The following is a 15,870-nucleotide window of genomic DNA, read 5'->3' as shown; positions in this document are numbered from 1 at the left end:
TCAGCTCCAGACCGCCCGCACTGCCGACGCCAGCGCGATCACCAGCGGATCGCTCGAGCGTTCTGCCGCATTGCAAAAATACAGGTGGGCATCGACCTTCGCATGGCCCCAGACCATCCATTCGTCGTGTTCGACGCCGGGCATCGCGACCTCCTCGCGCAGCAGCGCGCAGGCGCTGCCGGCACGCACATAGCTGCCGAGGGCGCTGGTGTCGTCGCTGCGCATCACGACATTCGGCGCCAGGCCATGCTGCTCGAACATGCCGCGCAGCATCTGGTGCACATGTGAATCGACGGCGCCGTCGACCCACGGCAGGCCGGCCAGAACCCGCCAGCCGCCACGCTGCATTTCGGCGGCGAGGCGGGTGGGTATCGCAACGCGGTAACGCACCGAACGCAATGCCTGCCAGCTGAGGTCGCGTGGCGGGTGCACGCTGATCGTGAATGCGGCGGCCAGCGCATTGGCGCGCACCTGGTCGAGCAACTGGCCGACCGTCAAACTGCGCGTGTGCAGTTCGATCAGCGGCAGGTCGTTGCGCAACGCGACCGACAAATCGCCGGTGCGCAGAAATTCGGAGGTTTCCGCCGGCAGGCCAAGGTCGATCCGGCCGGCCAGCTTGCCCTGCATCGTGCGCGCCGCACCTTTCAACTCACCGGCTGCCGCCAGCAGCAGTTCGGCCTGCGGCAACAGGCCTTCGCCTGCGCGCGTCAAGGCCATCCGACCGGCGCCGCGGTCGAACAAGGCGACGCCGAGGCTGGACTCGAGTCCCTTGATCTGCGCCGTCACCGCAGGCTGGGTCAGGCACAGCAGGTCGGCCGCCTTGGTCACGTTGCCGACGCGGGCAACGGTGACGAAGGCGCGGACCTGGTTCAACTCCATCTGGTCTTGACGCGCCTAGCCGCCGAACAGCCGCACTTGCGACGGTTCGATGCCGAGGCTGACCGCACCGCCGACCGGGAAGGTCGACAGCCCGACATGGTGCGGATGGTCGACCGCCAGCCGCTGCTGGCCGACACGCACCTGGTACCGCGTGAATTCGCCGAGAAACTCGCTTGCCTCGACGGTGCCCGGCACCCAGACGAAGCGCGCATCCTGCGCCGCATCGGCGACGTCGACACGCAATGAATGCGGGCGGAAGCTGACCTGGATGGTGTCGTTCGCCGGCGCATCGGCGAGTTGCGGAAAGCGCAATTCGCCGACCCCTTCGACATCCAGCGTCAGGCCGCTGCCGCTGCGCGAGCGGACCTTGCCCGACAACATGTTCATGGTGCCGACGAAGTTGGCGACAAAGGTATTCACCGGGTAATCGTAAAGCGTCGCCGGCGTGCCGACCTGCTGCACGACGCCCTTGTCGAGCACGGCCATGCGGTCGGCGGTCGTCATCGCCTCCTCCTGGTCGTGGGTCACGAAGATCGTCGTCAGCCCGAGCCGGCGCTGCATCGCCAGCAGCTCCTGGCGCATCTGCACACGCAGCGTCTTGTCGAGGTTGGACAGCGGCTCGTCGAGCAGCAGCACCTGCGGCTCGATGACGATGGTTCGTGCGAGCGCGACGCGCTGCTGCTGGCCACCCGACAACTGGTTCGGGCGTCGCTGCGCATAAGCCGACAGGCTGACCAGGTCGAGCGCATCGCCGACCTTCTGCCTGATCGTCGCTTTCGACGCACCGCGTTCGACGAGGCCGAATGCCACGTTGTCCCAGACGGTCATGTGCGGCCACAGCGCATAACTCTGGAACACCATGCCGATGTTGCGCTCCCATGGCGCCTTGCCGGTGACATCGGCGCCATCGATCAGCACCTCGCCATGCTGGTGCTGGTTGAAGCCGGCGATCAGCCGCAGCAGCGTGCTCTTGCCGGAGCCCGACGGACCGAGCAGCGCAAAAAATTCACCCGGCTCGATGTCGAGGTTGACATCCTTCAGCACCTCGGTGCTGCCGAATGCCAGCCGCACGTGGCGGCACTGGACCGATACCTTTTTCATCGTTTCTCCGCATCCTTTGTTCAGGGCTTGACCGGCGCGGCGGCCGGTGTGATTGCCAGCGGTGGCAGTTCCTCGTCGATCGGCCGCACGGCAAACCGGTTGCCGGTGCGTTCGACGACGATGTGCGACAGGTAGGTGCCGAGCGCCACCACCGCAATCGCCAGCACGCCGAGCGCCGCGCCGGGGCCGCGGCCGGCCACGCTTTGCATGTACAGGTAGATGCCGTAACTCATCGGCGCCTGCGATTCGGCCGAGACCAGCATGATGGTCGCCGACAGTTCGACCGCCGCGGTGATGAAGCTGGTGACGAAGCCGGCCAGGATGCCGCCGGCCATCAGCGGCACGACGACGCGCCGGATCGTCCGCATCTTCGTCGCGCCGAGGCTTTCCGCGGCCTCCTCGAGGGATACGTGCACCTGCTGCAGCGCGGCGACACAGGATCGCAGCGCATAGGGCAGGCGGCGCACCGCATAGGCGAGCATGATGATGATCCAGGTGCTGGTCATCATGATCTCGGTGCCGGGCAGCGCGACCCCCTTGTACAGGCGCAGGTAGCCGATTGCCAGCACGATGCCCGGCACCGCCAGCGATGCAGTCGCGATCCAGTCGAGCCACTGGCGGGCCGGCAGCGTCGTGCGGAACATCAGATAGGCGATCGTCACGCCGAGGATCACGTCGAGCCCGGCGGCCAGGCCGCAGTACAGCAGCGTGTTCTTGATCATGCCGCTAGAGTCCTGGAACACCGTGGCGTAATGCTCGAGCGTATAGGCGTCGGGCAGCGGTGCGAAGCTCCACACATTGGCCAGCGACAGCAGCAGCACGCCGATGTGCGGCGACAGCACCAGCAGCAGCACGACGAAGATCCAGCCGTAGGCGGCCACTGATCCGAGCGGCGTCAGCTTGCGACGGGCGACACCGGAACCACCTTTTTGCAGCGTCGAATAGTCCTTGCCGGCAAGCACGCGGGCCGACATCGCCATCGCCGCGATCGAGAATACGATCATGATCACGCTGATCACATAACCCATCGGGTCCTCGAGCCCGACCTGCGTGATCCGCAGGTAGGCCTGCGGCGCGAGCATGTTGGTCTGGCCGAGCACCAGCGGCGTGCCGAGGTCGTCGAAGACCTTCACGAACACCAGCGACGCGCCGGCGACGAAGCCGGGCAGTGCGAGCGGGAAGATCACCCGGCGGAACAGCCGCCAGCCGCGGCAGCCGAGGTTCATCGCCGCCTCTTCCATCGCGCCGTCGATGTTGCGCAGCGCCACCATCAGGTTCATCAGGATGAACGGGAAATAGTGGATGCTCTCGACGAAGATGACGCCGTTCAGCCCTTCCATGATCGGCAGCGAGATGCCGGCATATTCGTTCAGCAACAGGTTGATCGAGCCGGAACGGCCGAAGATCAGCTGCATCGCGACTGCGCCGACAAACGGCGGCATGATCAGCGGCAGCACGCCGAGCGTCTGGATCAGCAGCGCGCCGCGAAACTCGAAGCGCACCGTGAAATAGGCCAGCGGCACCGCGATCAGTGCCGCGAACACCGTCGACATCACCGCCACGTAGAGGCTGTTGAAAAACGATTCGCGCATCAGCCCCTGGCTGAAAAAGGCGCTGAAGTGGCCGATGGTCGGCGTGCCGTCGGATTCGACGAACGCGGTATAGAAGACCCGGCCAACCGGCAGCACCAGGAACATCAGCAGGAAGGCAAGCACGAGCCCGCCGGCGAGCCAGACCCCGGGGCGGATCCTGGTGCGCGCGCGCGGCGAAGCTGGCAGCCCGGCGGCTGCCGTGGTGGCGACGGTCATCGCAGGCGTACCGGTATCAGCGGACCAGCGCGAGCGCCTGGTCGGCCAGCTTTACCGCGCGCTCGTAATTCGCGCGGGCGCTCGAGTTCCAGTGGTCCTCGAGGCCGGTCACCTGCTTGTTGACCTTGGCTTCCTTCTTGTTCGCAGCAAACACCTCGAGGAAACCCTTGTCGGCCGCCTTCTGCGCATCGACGACCGGCGTGAACGCGGCTTCCCGCGCTTCCTTGACCAGTGCCGCGGCGCGCGGATTCGGCTTCTTCGCCAGCGCCGCCTCGGCCGCGTGGATCGCCTTCGTCGCGGCCTGCAATTCCTTCAGCCGGAAGGTGATGGTCTGGTCGAACAGCGACGACACCAGGTTGTAGCGCGACTCCGACAGGTCGGAATCAAATTGCACCTTCGCGCGTTTGGCGATCTCGAACGGGTTCGGATAACCGGCCGGCGTCTTGCCGCCCATCTGCTCAGGCGGCAGAATCGGCAGCCGCGAGATCTTCGGATCGTAGAGCAGCTGCTGGCCTTCCAGCGAGACCGTGAACGAGATGAACTGCTTCGCCTCGGCGGCATTCTTGCCACCGGCGACGAGGCCGATGTTGGCAGGCACGACCGCGGTCACGTTCGGATAGGCAAATTCGACCGGGAAGCCCGAATATTTGCCGGCCAGGCCGAAGAAATCGATCACCAGGCCGATGCCGAACTGGCCGTTGTTGACGCCGTCGGGCACGCCGAAGCTGCGCTCGGTGATCGCCGCCGAGTTGCCACCGATCTGCAGCAGCTGCGACCAGCCTTTTTCCCAGCCTTCACCCTGCAGCATCGTCTCGACCGTCAGGTGAGTGGTGCCGGAGCGCGACGGCGAACTCATTGCGACGTGGCCGAAATAGACCGGCTTCATCAGGTCGCTCCACTGCGCCGGCGCGGGCAGCTTGTTGGCCGCCATGTAGCGGGTATTCCACATCAGCCCGTAGCCGGCCAGCGCCTGCCCGAGGTACATGCCTTTCGGATCATTGATCGGGTACGCGCCGACCTTCGCCGGCGCGGACTTGTTGGCCAGATCGGCCACGTTGTCGAGCAGTTTCAGCCCGGCCAGCACTTCGAAGGCATCGGGCGCCGACGCCCAGAAGATGTCGGGCCGCTGGCCCGGCGCCAGTTCGCGCACATAGGCGATGCCCTGGACGGTATTCTTGTTCAGGATCTCCAGCTTGATCGTCGGATTGGCTTTCTCGAACGCCGTCTTGTAGGCCTGTGTCAGCTCCTTCGGGAACGAGGTGATGACGGTGACGGTACCGGCCATTGAGGTGCCGACAAAACAGGTCGCGATCGCCACCGACAGGGCGGCCGAGCGGAACAAGGGGCGAAGGGTCATCGGAATCTCCAGTTCGTTTGAGGCGGGCGTGACGGCACGGCGACATCCGCCCTGCTGCAGCGGAGCGCATCCTGCCGGGCAAGACTGCTGCCCGTCCAATCAAAGCTGGTGATGTGCGCGATCAGCGCCGCGGGTTAACCCGCCATTGAACCGGTCCCGGCTCAGAATTTCGGAATCTTGATCCGGCTGATCATCAGCGAACCCGACAAGGCAAACAGCAGCACCAGCGGGTGCAGCACGAAGCCGGCGATTCGCCACTCGCCGAACCACAGCTGCTGGCCGATCGCGCCGGTCGATGCGGCAACCGCCAGCAGCGCGACCAGCAGGATCGAGGTCGGGATCGGCGTGCCTTCGAAATATTTGACCTTGCCGCTGCCGTCGGAGAGCGTCTCCGCGGTGACGTTGAAGCGCGCCAGCCGCGAAACGCCGCAGGCGACGAAGAAGGCGAGCACGATGCGGTCGAAAAAACCCTGCATGCCGCAGCCGTAGGCGATGATCGCCGGCGCAACGCCGAACGAGATCACGTCGGCCAGCGAGTCGAGTTCGCGTCCCAGGCTGGATGATTTCTGCCGCCAGCGGGCGACCCGGCCGTCGAGCACGTCGAAGATCAGTGCCGCCAGCACCAGTGCGCAGGCGTACAGCACATGGATGACTTCGCCGCTCTGGATGTAGCTCAACATCGAGAACAGCGCGCCGGTCCCGCAGACGGCGTTGGCAAGCGTAAACCAGTCGGCGAGGTGAAATTCCCGGATCATCGCGAACGGTTTGTTGGGTTTCACGTCGGTGCTCATGCGCGGTCTGGTCCTGGTTGGTGTTATTGCAGGAGTATGAACCCGCCGGCGCGCCAGAGTTCAGCCGCCGTCGGCGCGGCTCCGGCCGGCGGGTCGCCGCTTATGATGGCGACGGCCGCTGGCCCTGGGAGTCCCTGCCGATGAGCTGTCTGAGCGCGCTGGGGTGCACCGTCGCGGGAGCGATTGGATTCGATGCGGCCGCGTCGCCCGGCCCGGAACCGCTGCGCCGCGGCGTGCCGGTTGCTGGCTGGCGCCACTGACGCGATGGCCGGCCTCGCTCCATTTGCCGAATTTGCGCTGCTGCTGCTGGCCTGCGCGCTCGCCGGCGCGGTCGGCGTGCGGCTGCGCCAGCCGGTGCTGATTGCCTACATCGCAGTCGGCATCGCCGCCGGCCCGTCGGGTTTCGAATGGGTTCGCGCCCAGGACGAAATCGATCTGCTGGCGCAGATGGGGGTCACGGTGCTGCTGTTTGTCGTCGGGCTGCGGCTGGACCTGCACCATGTGCGCCACATCGGTCCGGTCGCGGTCGCCACCGGCCTCGGCCAGCTGGCATTCACGATCGCCTTCGGCATCATGCTCGTGCTGGCGCTCGGCAAGCCGCCGCTCGAAGCGGTTTATATCGCCGTCGCATTGACCTTCTCGAGCACGATCATCATCGTCAAGCTGCTGTCGGACAAGCGCGAGCTCGACAGCCTGCACGGCCGCATCGCGGTCGGCTTTCTGATCGTGCAGGACGTCGCGGTGATCGTCGCGATGATGCTGATGAGCGCATTGCGCAGCGGCGGCGACGATGCCGGTGCTGCGGCGATCGCCTTCTCGCTCGGCGGCCGCATCCTGGCCGCGGCGCTGCTGATGTTCGTGCTGATGCGCTGGGTGCTGCCGCGGCTGGTCGCGGTGATGGCACGCTCGCAGGAACTGCTGCTGGTTTTCGGCATCGCCTGGGGAGTCACGCTGGCCGCGCTCGGCGACTGGGCCGGTTTCAGCAAGGAAGCCGGCGCCTTTCTGGCCGGTTTCTCGCTGGCCTCGACTCCCTATCGGGAGGCGATCAGTGCGCGGCTGACCGGCATCCGCGATTTTCTGTTGCTGTTCTTTTTCATCGACCTCGGCGCCAAGCTCGATTTCACGACGCTCGGCGCCGAAGTCGGCGCAGCCGGCGTGTTGTCGCTGTTCGTGCTGCTCGGCAATCCGCTGATCGTGATGGCAATCATGGGCGCGATGGGCTACCGCCGCCGTACCGGCTTCATGGCCGGACTGACGGTGGCGCAGATCAGCGAATTCTCGATCGTCTTCATCGCGATGGGGATCACGCTCGGCCATGTCGGCACCGGGGCACTCGGCCTGGTCACGCTGGTCGGCGTCGTGACGATCACCGTTTCGACCTACATGATCCTCTACTCGCAAGCCCTGTACGAACGGCTGGCGCCGTGGCTGGGCGTCTTCGAACGCCGCAATCCGTTTCGCGAACAGGCGGTCACCGCGCCGATGCCGGGCGAGTCTGCGCCGCAGGCGATCGTCTTCGGCCTCGGCCGATACGGCAGCCGCCTGATCGGCGACCTGATCGAAGCCGGTATCCGCGTTCGCGGCGTCGATTTCGATCCGGAAGCGGTGCGGATGCTGAAGAAGCGGGGCCTGGCGGTCGACTTCGGCGATGCCGAGGATCCCGAGTTGCTGGCCAGCCTGCCGCTGACGGCGACCGGCTGGGTCATCACGACCCTGCCGTCGGCCGACAGCAACCGCGCATTGCTCGATGGGCTGCACGCGTTAGGCTATCGAGGTCGGGTTGCCGCAGCCGCCCGTGACGAGGCCCATGTGCGGGCATTGTCGGCTGCCGGCATCACGCTGATCTTCAACCCGTTCGACGACGCCGCGTCGCATGCGGCGCGTCGGCTTGCCCGCGAGATCCAGTCACCGGAGACACCGCGATGAGCACCCCCAAGCCACTGCTGGCTGCCACCGATCTGTCGGCTCATGCGCGTCACGCGGCCGACCGCGCTGCCCGTCTTGCGCGCCAGCGCGGTGCGGAACTGACGCTGTTGCACGTCCCGCCGGCGCACGCGCTGGCCGATCTGCGCGAGTGGCTCGGCAAGGGCATGGAGCAGCAGATGCAGCAGCAGGCGCAACAGCAGCTGCAGAAACTGGCCGACGATTTGCAGTCCGCCCATGGCGGCACGGTGCACGCGCGGCTGGTCCGCGGCAATGTGCTCGACGAAGTTGCCCGCGCTGCCGATGAGCTCGATGTCGCGCTGTTGGTGCTCGGTGCACGTGGCGCCGGCGTATTGCGTCACCTGGTGCTGGGTTCGACCGCCGAGCGGCTGCTGCGCAGGACCACGCGGCCGGTGCTGATCGTGCGCACCGAGGCGCAGCAGCGCTATCGCCGCGCGCTGCTGGCAATCGATTTTTCGCCATTTTCGGCCGAAGTGCTGGCGCAGGCGCAGCAGACGGCGCCAGGCGCGCGCTGGCTGCTGGTTCATGCCTTTCGCGTGCCCTATGAGGAGAAACTGCGTTTTGCCGGCGTCGACGCAGCGGTGATCGACAGCTATCGGCTGCAGGCGCGTGCGCAGGCGACGCAGCAGCTGCATGCGCTGGCGAAGGCTGGCGGCCTGAGCGCCGGCAGCTGGGACGCCTGCATCCTCGAGGGCGACCCGTCACTCCGCCTGGTCGAGCAGGAGCAGGCGCTTGGCGGCGACCTCGTCGTGCTCGGCAAACATGGCCACAGCGCGGTCGAGGACCTGCTGCTCGGCAGTGTCACCAAACACGTGCTCGCCGAGGGCAAGGCCGATGTGCTGGTGGTGACGCTGCCAGGGGAGGGCTGAGCGCCGCGCGCACCTCGTGGGGGTGACCTTACGAAGACCTGAGTCGACTGATCGGATTCGCCCAAGCCGCCCGACAGGTCCGATCGCGCCGATCTTGAGGCAAATCAAGACAGGCTGAGAGATGACCGGTCTCACCCGGCCAACTTGAGCCATGTCAAGCGATGCCGCAGGTCGCTGGCTACGGTGGGATCCACGTCCAGTGCAGGTCAAGAAGTTGTCGCTTTATCGATGTCGTTGCTTCACGGTCTGCTGCTGATCTCCCCACCGATCACAGGAGCAGACAGTGAATCTTCAACGCCTCGACTTCAACTGGTCCTCGCGCCCCGCCCAAAGCGCGCGCTGGATAGCCGCCAGCGGAGCCTTGCTGATTGCGGCCGCGCTGCCAACCACCGCCGACGCGCAGTACGCTTATACCGTGTCCGATCCGCTGCGTGGCGATATCGTTGCATCCGGCATCGACCATGATTTCTGGTCACCGTTCAATTACCCCGGCGGCAGCGAACCGGGTTTCTGGACGATCTCGCCAGACGGTTTCGAGCTGCACAGCTTCTCGGTTTATCTCGGGTACCTAGACCCGTCGCCGTATTCCAAGTGGGCGATGGGAGGCGACTTCAGAATCTCCTTCCATTTCGAGAGCAGCACCTATCCGGGCGGTTATGGCAACCGGATGAGCGTGAATATCTACGAAACGGTGCCGACGTCGCCGACCAACCAGTGCGGCGCGCTGGTTTATCCAAGCGGCTTCGCTGGACTGTGGACGGGCTATTCGTCCCCGCCGACCAATACGTTCTACGATCCCGGCTATGGCGAATCGGCCCACTACCTGTTCGTCCGCAGCGGTGACACGATGCGGATCTACCGCGATCCGACCCAGGTCCCCGACGGCAGCGGCACGCCGGTATTCGAGGCCAACTATCTGAACCCGCTTGGTACGTTCATCTTCATGATGGGCACCGGCAATCCGAACTCGGGTTGGATGCGGATGCGCGACGTCGTGATAGAGACCGAGCAGCTGATCCCCTGTGACGGGGCGACCGAAGTGCCAGCGAAATGGGCGACGACGACCGATGCCGATGGTGACGGCGTCGACGACGCGCAGGATCAGTGCCCGGCAACCCCGGCCGGTGCGGTGGTCAATGCTGCAGGATGCTCGATCGGGCAGCTCGCAGCCTGCGACGGCGACTGGCGTAACCATGGCGAATACGTGTCGGCAGTTGTCGCCGCGGCCCAGTTGTTCCGCACCGAAGGGCTGATCGCGCCGAATGAATACGGTGCGATCGTCAGTGCCGCAGCACGGTCGAGTTGCGGGCAGAAAAACCGCTAGTCCAGCGGGCCGACCACTGCTGAGGCAGGGTGGCCGGCCGAGTGTTCCCAGGGGCTATTCAGGCAGGCCCCCCCGCTGCAGCGTGCTGCTGTATATTCATACAGTATGAACCTGCAGGAAAAGCTCGCGATCCTTGCCGATGCGGCCAAATACGATGCCTCGTGCGCTTCGAGTGCAGCCGACAAGCGGCATTCGATCGGCGGCCGGGGCATCGGCTCGACCGAGGGTTCGGGGATCTGCCACAGCTATACGCCGGACGGCCGCTGCATTTCGCTGCTGAAGATCCTGCTGACCAACTACTGCACCTACGACTGCCTGTATTGCGTCAACCGGGTCAGCAGCAATGTGCCGCGGGCGCGTTTCAGTGTCGACGAGGTCGTGCAGTTGACGCTCGATTTCTACCGCCGCAACTGCATCGAGGGCCTGTTTCTCAGCTCCGGCATCATCCGCAGCGCCGACTACACGATGGAGCAGGTGATCGAGGTCGCCCGGGTGCTGCGCGAGGAGCATGATTTTCGCGGCTATATCCATCTGAAGACGATTCCGGAGGCCAGCCCCGAATTGCTCGCCGCCGCCGGCCGCTACGCCGACCGGCTCAGCATCAATGTCGAATTGCCGACGCCGCACGCACTCGGCGAACTGGCGCCGGAGAAGGACGGGGCGGCAATCCGCCGCTCGATGGCGACGATCCGCATCCACATCGACGATGCGAAGCAGGCGGCGCGGCCGGTACCGGTGTCGTCGCAGGCTGGCTTGCCGCCACGTCGCGCGGCGCCGCAACGGTTTGCGCCGGCCGGGCAGAGCACGCAGATGATCGTCGGCGCCGACGCCACCGACGACCGCACCATCCTCAACGCCAGCGCCAACCTGTATGGCAGCTACCGGTTGAAGCGTGTCTATTACTCGGCGTTCAGCCCGATTCCGGATGCACCGGTTGCGCTGCCGTCGAAGCCGGCGCCATTGCAACGCGAGCACCGGCTGTACCAGGCCGACTGGCTGCTGCGCTTCTACGGTTTCGGTCACGACGAGATCGTCGCCGGCCCGGACGGCATGTTGTCGCTCGAATTCGACCCGAAGCTGGCCTGGGCACTGGCCCATCCGGAGCGTTTTCCGGTCGACCTGAACCGCGCGCCGAAGGAGATGCTGTTGCGCGTGCCCGGCGTCGGCGTGAAGGCGGTCGAGCGGATGCTGCAGTCGCGTCGGGTGCGCGCACTGCGCAGCGACGACCTGAAGCGCCTGCATCTGTCCCCGGCCAAGGTGCTGCCGTTTGTCGTGCTGCCGGACCATCGGCCACCGCCGCAAGCCGATGCCGCGCGGATGGCGCAGCGGCTGCGGCGCGCGCCGCCGGTGCAGGCGGCATTGTTCTGAGCCGATGGCGGGCAGTCCTGATGACGGGCGCAGTGTCGTGCTCGACGGGCCGGTCGATCTCGACGGCTTCCGGCGCGCGGCACGGTCGCTGATCGCCGACGGCATTGCGCCGCAACAGGCGCGCTGGCAGGTGGCCGACGCCGCCGAAGCCGATCTGTTCGACGCGCCTGGCATTGCGCCACTTGCCGAAGCCGGCATCGACGGCGAGCTGCTGCGCGTGCCGCGCGCCTATGCCCGACTCGCCGAGGCGGTCGTGCTGCACCGGGATCCGGCGCGATTTGCCCTGCTTTACCAGCTCCTGTGGAGGCTGCAGCATGAGCCGGCGTTGCGCGGCGACCCGCTCGATCCGCAATGGCTGCAGGCGCAGCGGATGGCGCATGTGGTGCGCCGCGAGCAGCACAAGATGACGGCCTTCGTGCGATTCCGCGAGATCGACCGCGGCGCGGCGCTGCCGCCGTTGCATGTCGCCTGGTTCGAACCCGAGCACCACATCGTCGAGGCCACGGCGCCGTTTTTTGCCCGCCGCTTCGCGCAGATGCACTGGAGCATCCTGACGCCGCTGCGCAGCGTCAGCTGGAATGGCAGCGAGCTGCAGTTTGCCGCCGGCGCAAGCCGCGACCAGGCACCTGACGCCGATGCCGGCGAGGCCTTGTGGCTGACCTATTACCGCACCATCTTCAATCCGGCACGGCTGAAGCTCGCGATGATGCGCAAGGAGATGCCGCGCCGCTATTGGAAAAACCTGCCCGAGGCGAGCCTGATCGACCCGCTCAGCGCAGCCGCCATGCAGCGCAGCGGCACGATGGTCGAGCAGGCGGCGACAGTGCCGCTGCGAACCATCCGCCGCCTGCCGGCATCGAAGGCTCCGATGCCCGACGATACAAAACCCTTGCCGCCGCAACCGGATCGCGCCGCAGGTGCAGCCGAGCGCGCGGCTGCGCTCGAGCAGACCCGCGACGCCGCCCGCGGCTGCACCGGCTGTCCGCTTTACCGCGACGCGACACAGACCGTCTTCGGCGCTGGCGGTATCGATGCGCGGCTGATGTTCGTCGGCGAGCAGCCGGGTGATCAGGAAGATCTGCGTGGCCAGCCCTTCGTCGGCCCGGCCGGCCAATTGCTCGCGAAAGCGCTCGAGCAGCTCGGCGTCAAGCGCGACCTCGCCTACGTGACGAATGCGGTGAAGCACTTCAAGTTCGAACTGCGCGGCAAGCGGCGCATCCACAAGACGCCGACCCAGCGCGAGGCCGCCGCCTGCATCGACTGGTTCGAGCGCGAAATCGCGTTGGTGAAGCCGGAGGTCATCATCGCGCTCGGTGCCACCGCGGCGCGCTCGGTGCTCGGCCGCCCGGTCGCGGTGCTGCGTGAACGCGGGCAATGGCTGCGCCGCGACGATGGCATTGCGGTGCTGGTGACGCTGCATCCGTCGGCATTGCTGCGCTCGCCGCCCGAGCAGCGAGAGCAGGCTTATGCCGACTGGCTTGCCGACCTGCGGATCGCAGTCGCCGGGCCGCCGGCGGCGGCAGGCGGCGGCTGAACCAATCGAGTTGCAGCCGGTCCATCGTGCTGGTCCGCCGCATCCCGGGGCGGCTGCTTTTCCAGGAGAGAACACGATGTATGGATTTCATGCCACGCTGCAGATGCCGTTCGACCAGGCGGTCGACCGGGTGATGGCGGCGTTGAAGGAGCAGGGTTTCGGCGTCTTGAGCGATATCGACGTGCAGGGCGCGATGAAGGAAAAACTCGGCGAACAGATGCGGCCCTACCGCATCCTCGGCGCCTGCAATCCGCCGCTCGCCTACAAGGCCTTGCAGGCCGAAGCCGACGTCGGTCTGCTGCTGCCGTGCAATGTCGTCGTGCGGCAGGACAACGATCAGCAGGTCACGGTCGCCTTCGTCGACCCGCTGGTGATGATGGAGATGGTCAAGCAGCCGGAAGTGCGCAATGTCGCCGAGGATGCCGAGCAGCGGCTGCGCAAGGTCTGCGAGGAACTAGGCCGCAGTTGAAACCGCGGCTGTCAAGCAGGGCGCAGGCGGCCCGCTCAGTCGCCGATCAGCGCCTTGCCGATCAAGCCCAGCGCGACCAGGAACAACACGACCGAAAAGCCGGTTTGCACGACGGTCGACGAGACCCGCTGCGACACCACTCGTCCGATCAGCATGCCGACGATCATCGCGCCGGAAAACTGCAGCGTCGTTTTCAGCGGCAGATCGGCGCCCTGCAGCACCGCATTGGCGACGCCGCCGGCGCCGACCAGCGCGATCGTCAGCAACGAGGTCGCGACGATGCATTTCATGCCGACGTCGGTGAAGCGGCGCAGCAGCGGCACGATCACGAAGCCGCCGCCGACGCCGAGCAGGCCGGTCATCACGCCGGTGACAACGCCGATGCCGGCCAGCGCCCCGGCGGTCGGCCAGTTCCAGATCAGCCGGCCGGTCTCGTCGCTGAGGTGGGCAACGACCCAGCGCGAACTGTCGTCGTCGGGCTCGTCGCGGCGCGCCTGCAGAAACATCCGTACCGCGACAAACAGCATCACCGCGGAGAAGAGCAGCAGCAGCACCTGCTGAGACATCAGCTTTGCCGCCTGCAGTCCGAGCGTCGTCGATGCCGCGCCGGTGATCGCCATCAGGATCGCGGCCTTGTAGCGGACGAGCCCGTGGCGGAATCCTTCCAGCGCGCCGACCGCCGCGCCGGCGGCAACCGCAATCAGCGCAACCGGCGCGGCCTGCTGCATCGTCCAGCCGAGACCGACGACCAGCGCCGGCACTGCCAGAATGCCGCCGCCGGCGCCGGTCAGGCCGAGCACGGCGCCGACCAGCACGCCGAGCAACAGGCTGGTGATCATTGCGAAACCGCCACCTGCTGGTCTCAGCCCTGCGGGCTGTCGCTCATCCGCTCGCAGTATTCGCGCAGCGCGTCCGGCAGGTCATCGGGGCAGACGCCGCAGGCACGGTTGCCGGGCACTGCGTAGTCGATGAATTTCGGATACGGCAGGTCCAGCCCCGCCATGATCGCCTGGAATTCCTCGAGCGTGCGACCCTTGCCGAGCCGCGGATTGCGCAGCTTCTCCTGCGCGATCGTCGATACACGGCGATTCTGGTAATCGTGGGCCGGAAAGACCAGCGTCTCGTCAGGCATCGAGAACAGCTTGTCGACGACGCTGCGGTACAGCGTCGCGGCGTCGCCGTTCTGGAAGTCGGTGCGGCCGCAGCCGTCGATCAGCAGCGCATCACCGGTGAAGACGCGGTCTGCGCAACGGTAGGCGAAATGGCCGTCGGTATGGCCGGGCGTATGCAGCGGATCGATCTTCAGCCCGCCGAGCTGCAATGGGGTGGCCTCGACGATGCCGACGTCGACGCATGGCAGCCGGTCGATCGCAGGTGCGGCGATCTTGCTGCCGACCCGTTGCTTCAGTTCCTTTGCCGACGTGATGTGGTCGGCGTGGATGTGCGTGTCGAGCGTATAGACCAGTTTCAGCCCGAGCGACTGCAACACCTGCAAGTCGCGGTCGATCGAGTTGATGACCGGGTCGATCAGCAGCGCCTCGCCGGTATCGGGGCAGCCGAGCAGATAGGTATAGGTGTTCGAGACCGGTTCCTCGAGTTGGCGGAAGATCATCGCGTTCTCCTTCAGCTGCGCAGCCTAAGGCCTGTTCCTGCTTGTCGCTGTAGGACAGGTTCCAGGATCGACGGCGGTGCCTTGCCCCGTCAGCGTGATCCGACAGCCACATGCGCCGCAGACGCGCGCCGCTCGGGCGATTGCGGCATTGCCGCGCCGTTCACCAATGCCTAGTCTGAACTTGCAAATGCCGCTGGGCGCGGCTGAAGGAGAACCTGATGAACAGTGACGATACGTTGCGTCGCGACGACCAACGGCGCGACGCCAACCGCGACCCGATCACCGGTGCGCGCGGTTCGCATCCGTTCGGCACCGGCGTCGGCGCCGTGGTCGGCGGCGCCGCTGCCGGCGCCGCCACAGGAACCGTGGCCGGACCGATTGGCACGGCGGTTGGTGCGGCAATCGGCGCAGTGGCGGGCGGATTGGTCGGCAAGGAGGTCGCCGAGGCGATCGATCCGAGCGTCGAACAGACCTGGTGGCGCGACAACTTTGCGTCGCGCGACTATGCGGCTGGCAGCAACTTCGATGACTATGGACCGGCCTACGGAATCGGCGTCGACGCCTGGCGCCGTCATCCGCAGCGCCGCTTCGACGATATCGAGTCGGAGCTGTCGACCAACTGGGACAAGGCGCGCGGTGCATCGAGCCTCGAATGGGGCCGCGCCCGCTTCGCCGCGCGCGACGCCTGGGACCGGCTCGACGAACAGCATCGGCGAAAGCGCTGACGAGCCGGCTTCGCGGCCGTGCCGGCCGCCGAGATCTGGCCAGCGATTGACTTCGCCTGCTTTCGGGCGTCAACTAGACGCGGAGGTAC

At 66.4% G+C, this 15,870-nt stretch carries 14 protein-coding genes; 7 read left to right on the top strand and 7 right to left on the bottom strand.

From position 1 onward, the window contains the following. From ACNH6H_RS03970 to pssA, 5 genes are all read right to left on the bottom strand, one after another. Complete coding sequence (locus ACNH6H_RS03970; RefSeq protein WP_418315823.1) at positions 1–879, bottom strand: LysR family transcriptional regulator; 879 nt, start codon at positions 877–879, stop codon at positions 1–3. 15 nt (positions 880–894) lie between these two features. Then, a complete protein-coding gene (locus ACNH6H_RS03965; protein WP_418315821.1) occupies positions 895–1,980 on the bottom strand; it encodes an ABC transporter ATP-binding protein in 1,086 nt (361 codons plus the stop codon). A 20-nt stretch (positions 1,981–2,000) separates the two neighbouring features. After that, entirely contained in the window at positions 2,001–3,677 is a 1,677-nt protein-coding gene (locus tag ACNH6H_RS03960) for an ABC transporter permease (protein ID WP_418321210.1), read from the bottom strand. A 127-nt stretch (positions 3,678–3,804) separates the two neighbouring features. Next, positions 3,805–5,145, bottom strand: a complete 1,341-nt coding sequence (locus tag ACNH6H_RS03955) for an ABC transporter substrate-binding protein (RefSeq protein ID WP_418315819.1) — start codon at positions 5,143–5,145, stop codon at positions 3,805–3,807. A 161-nt stretch (positions 5,146–5,306) separates the two neighbouring features. After that, positions 5,307–5,900 carry a CDP-diacylglycerol--serine O-phosphatidyltransferase gene (gene pssA, locus ACNH6H_RS03950; RefSeq protein ID WP_418321208.1) on the bottom strand — a complete coding sequence of 198 codons (594 nt, stop codon included), beginning with the start codon at positions 5,898–5,900 and terminating at the stop codon, positions 5,307–5,309. A gap of 300 nt (positions 5,901–6,200) precedes the next feature. Here pssA and ACNH6H_RS03945 point away from each other — a divergent pair, with 300 nt between their 5' ends. The 6 genes from ACNH6H_RS03945 (at position 6,201) to ACNH6H_RS03920 (ending at position 13,444) form a co-directional block, all read left to right on the top strand. After that, positions 6,201–7,862, top strand: coding sequence for a cation:proton antiporter (locus ACNH6H_RS03945; RefSeq protein ID WP_418315817.1), 1,662 nt, complete (start codon positions 6,201–6,203; stop codon positions 7,860–7,862). Then, positions 7,859–8,749, top strand: a complete 891-nt coding sequence (locus tag ACNH6H_RS03940) for a universal stress protein (RefSeq protein ID WP_418315815.1) — start codon at positions 7,859–7,861, stop codon at positions 8,747–8,749. Before ACNH6H_RS03945 ends, ACNH6H_RS03940 begins: the two co-directional genes overlap by 4 nt. Positions 8,750–9,032: 283 nt before the next feature. Further along, positions 9,033–10,073, top strand: coding sequence for a hypothetical protein (locus ACNH6H_RS03935; protein ID WP_418315813.1), 1,041 nt, complete (start codon positions 9,033–9,035; stop codon positions 10,071–10,073). A 105-nt stretch (positions 10,074–10,178) separates the two neighbouring features. Then, positions 10,179–11,441 (top strand): putative DNA modification/repair radical SAM protein, encoded by a 1,263-nt coding sequence (locus tag ACNH6H_RS03930; protein ID WP_418315812.1) that lies wholly within the window; start codon positions 10,179–10,181, stop codon positions 11,439–11,441. Positions 11,442–11,445: 4 nt separating this feature from the next. Further along, positions 11,446–12,975: a UdgX family uracil-DNA binding protein gene (locus ACNH6H_RS03925; protein WP_418315810.1), complete on the top strand. Its 1,530-nt coding sequence runs from the start codon at positions 11,446–11,448 to the stop codon at positions 12,973–12,975. Positions 12,976–13,051: 76 nt separating this feature from the next. Continuing rightward, a complete protein-coding gene (locus ACNH6H_RS03920) occupies positions 13,052–13,444 on the top strand; it encodes a DUF302 domain-containing protein (protein ID WP_418315809.1) in 393 nt (130 codons plus the stop codon). A 35-nt stretch (positions 13,445–13,479) separates the two neighbouring features. Here the strand turns inward: ACNH6H_RS03920 and ACNH6H_RS03915 are convergent, their stop codons facing one another. Further along, positions 13,480–14,283 (bottom strand): sulfite exporter TauE/SafE family protein, encoded by an 804-nt coding sequence (locus tag ACNH6H_RS03915; RefSeq protein ID WP_418315807.1) that lies wholly within the window; start codon positions 14,281–14,283, stop codon positions 13,480–13,482. Between the two features lie 23 nt (positions 14,284–14,306). Beyond that, entirely contained in the window at positions 14,307–15,056 is a 750-nt protein-coding gene (locus tag ACNH6H_RS03910; RefSeq protein ID WP_418315805.1) for an MBL fold metallo-hydrolase, read from the bottom strand. A gap of 218 nt (positions 15,057–15,274) precedes the next feature. Between ACNH6H_RS03910 and ACNH6H_RS03905 the strand changes: the two genes are divergently transcribed. Beyond that, positions 15,275–15,781 carry a hypothetical protein gene (locus tag ACNH6H_RS03905; protein ID WP_418315803.1) on the top strand — a complete coding sequence of 169 codons (507 nt, stop codon included), beginning with the start codon at positions 15,275–15,277 and terminating at the stop codon, positions 15,779–15,781. Positions 15,782–15,870: the final 89 nt, after the last annotated feature.

This window comes from Pseudideonella sakaiensis, assembly GCF_048320135.1.
Classification (GTDB): Bacteria; Pseudomonadota; Gammaproteobacteria; order Burkholderiales; family Burkholderiaceae_C; genus Ideonella_A; species Ideonella_A sakaiensis_A.
This window is presented reverse-complemented; position numbering and strand designations above follow the sequence as displayed.

Coding starts and splice junctions, on each gene's coding strand:
- ACNH6H_RS03960 (WP_418321210.1), bottom strand. CDS start 3,677: ATGTTCCTGGTGCTGCCGGTTGGCCGGGTCTTCTATACCGCGTTCGTC.
- ACNH6H_RS03915 (WP_418315807.1), bottom strand. CDS start 14,283: ATGATCACCAGCCTGTTGCTCGGCGTGCTGGTCGGCGCCGTGCTCGGC.
- ACNH6H_RS03965 (WP_418315821.1), bottom strand. CDS start 1,980: ATGAAAAAGGTATCGGTCCAGTGCCGCCACGTGCGGCTGGCATTCGGC.
- ACNH6H_RS03940 (WP_418315815.1), top strand. CDS start 7,859: ATGAGCACCCCCAAGCCACTGCTGGCTGCCACCGATCTGTCGGCTCAT.
- ACNH6H_RS03955 (WP_418315819.1), bottom strand. CDS start 5,145: ATGACCCTTCGCCCCTTGTTCCGCTCGGCCGCCCTGTCGGTGGCGATC.
- ACNH6H_RS03920 (WP_418315809.1), top strand. CDS start 13,052: ATGTATGGATTTCATGCCACGCTGCAGATGCCGTTCGACCAGGCGGTC.
- ACNH6H_RS03910 (WP_418315805.1), bottom strand. CDS start 15,056: ATGATCTTCCGCCAACTCGAGGAACCGGTCTCGAACACCTATACCTAT.
- ACNH6H_RS03925 (WP_418315810.1), top strand. CDS start 11,446: ATGGCGGGCAGTCCTGATGACGGGCGCAGTGTCGTGCTCGACGGGCCG.
- ACNH6H_RS03945 (WP_418315817.1), top strand. CDS start 6,201: ATGGCCGGCCTCGCTCCATTTGCCGAATTTGCGCTGCTGCTGCTGGCC.
- ACNH6H_RS03970 (WP_418315823.1), bottom strand. CDS start 879: ATGGAGTTGAACCAGGTCCGCGCCTTCGTCACCGTTGCCCGCGTCGGC.
- ACNH6H_RS03905 (WP_418315803.1), top strand. CDS start 15,275: ATGAACAGTGACGATACGTTGCGTCGCGACGACCAACGGCGCGACGCC.
- ACNH6H_RS03930 (WP_418315812.1), top strand. CDS start 10,179: ATGAACCTGCAGGAAAAGCTCGCGATCCTTGCCGATGCGGCCAAATAC.
- pssA (WP_418321208.1), bottom strand. CDS start 5,900: ATGATCCGGGAATTTCACCTCGCCGACTGGTTTACGCTTGCCAACGCC.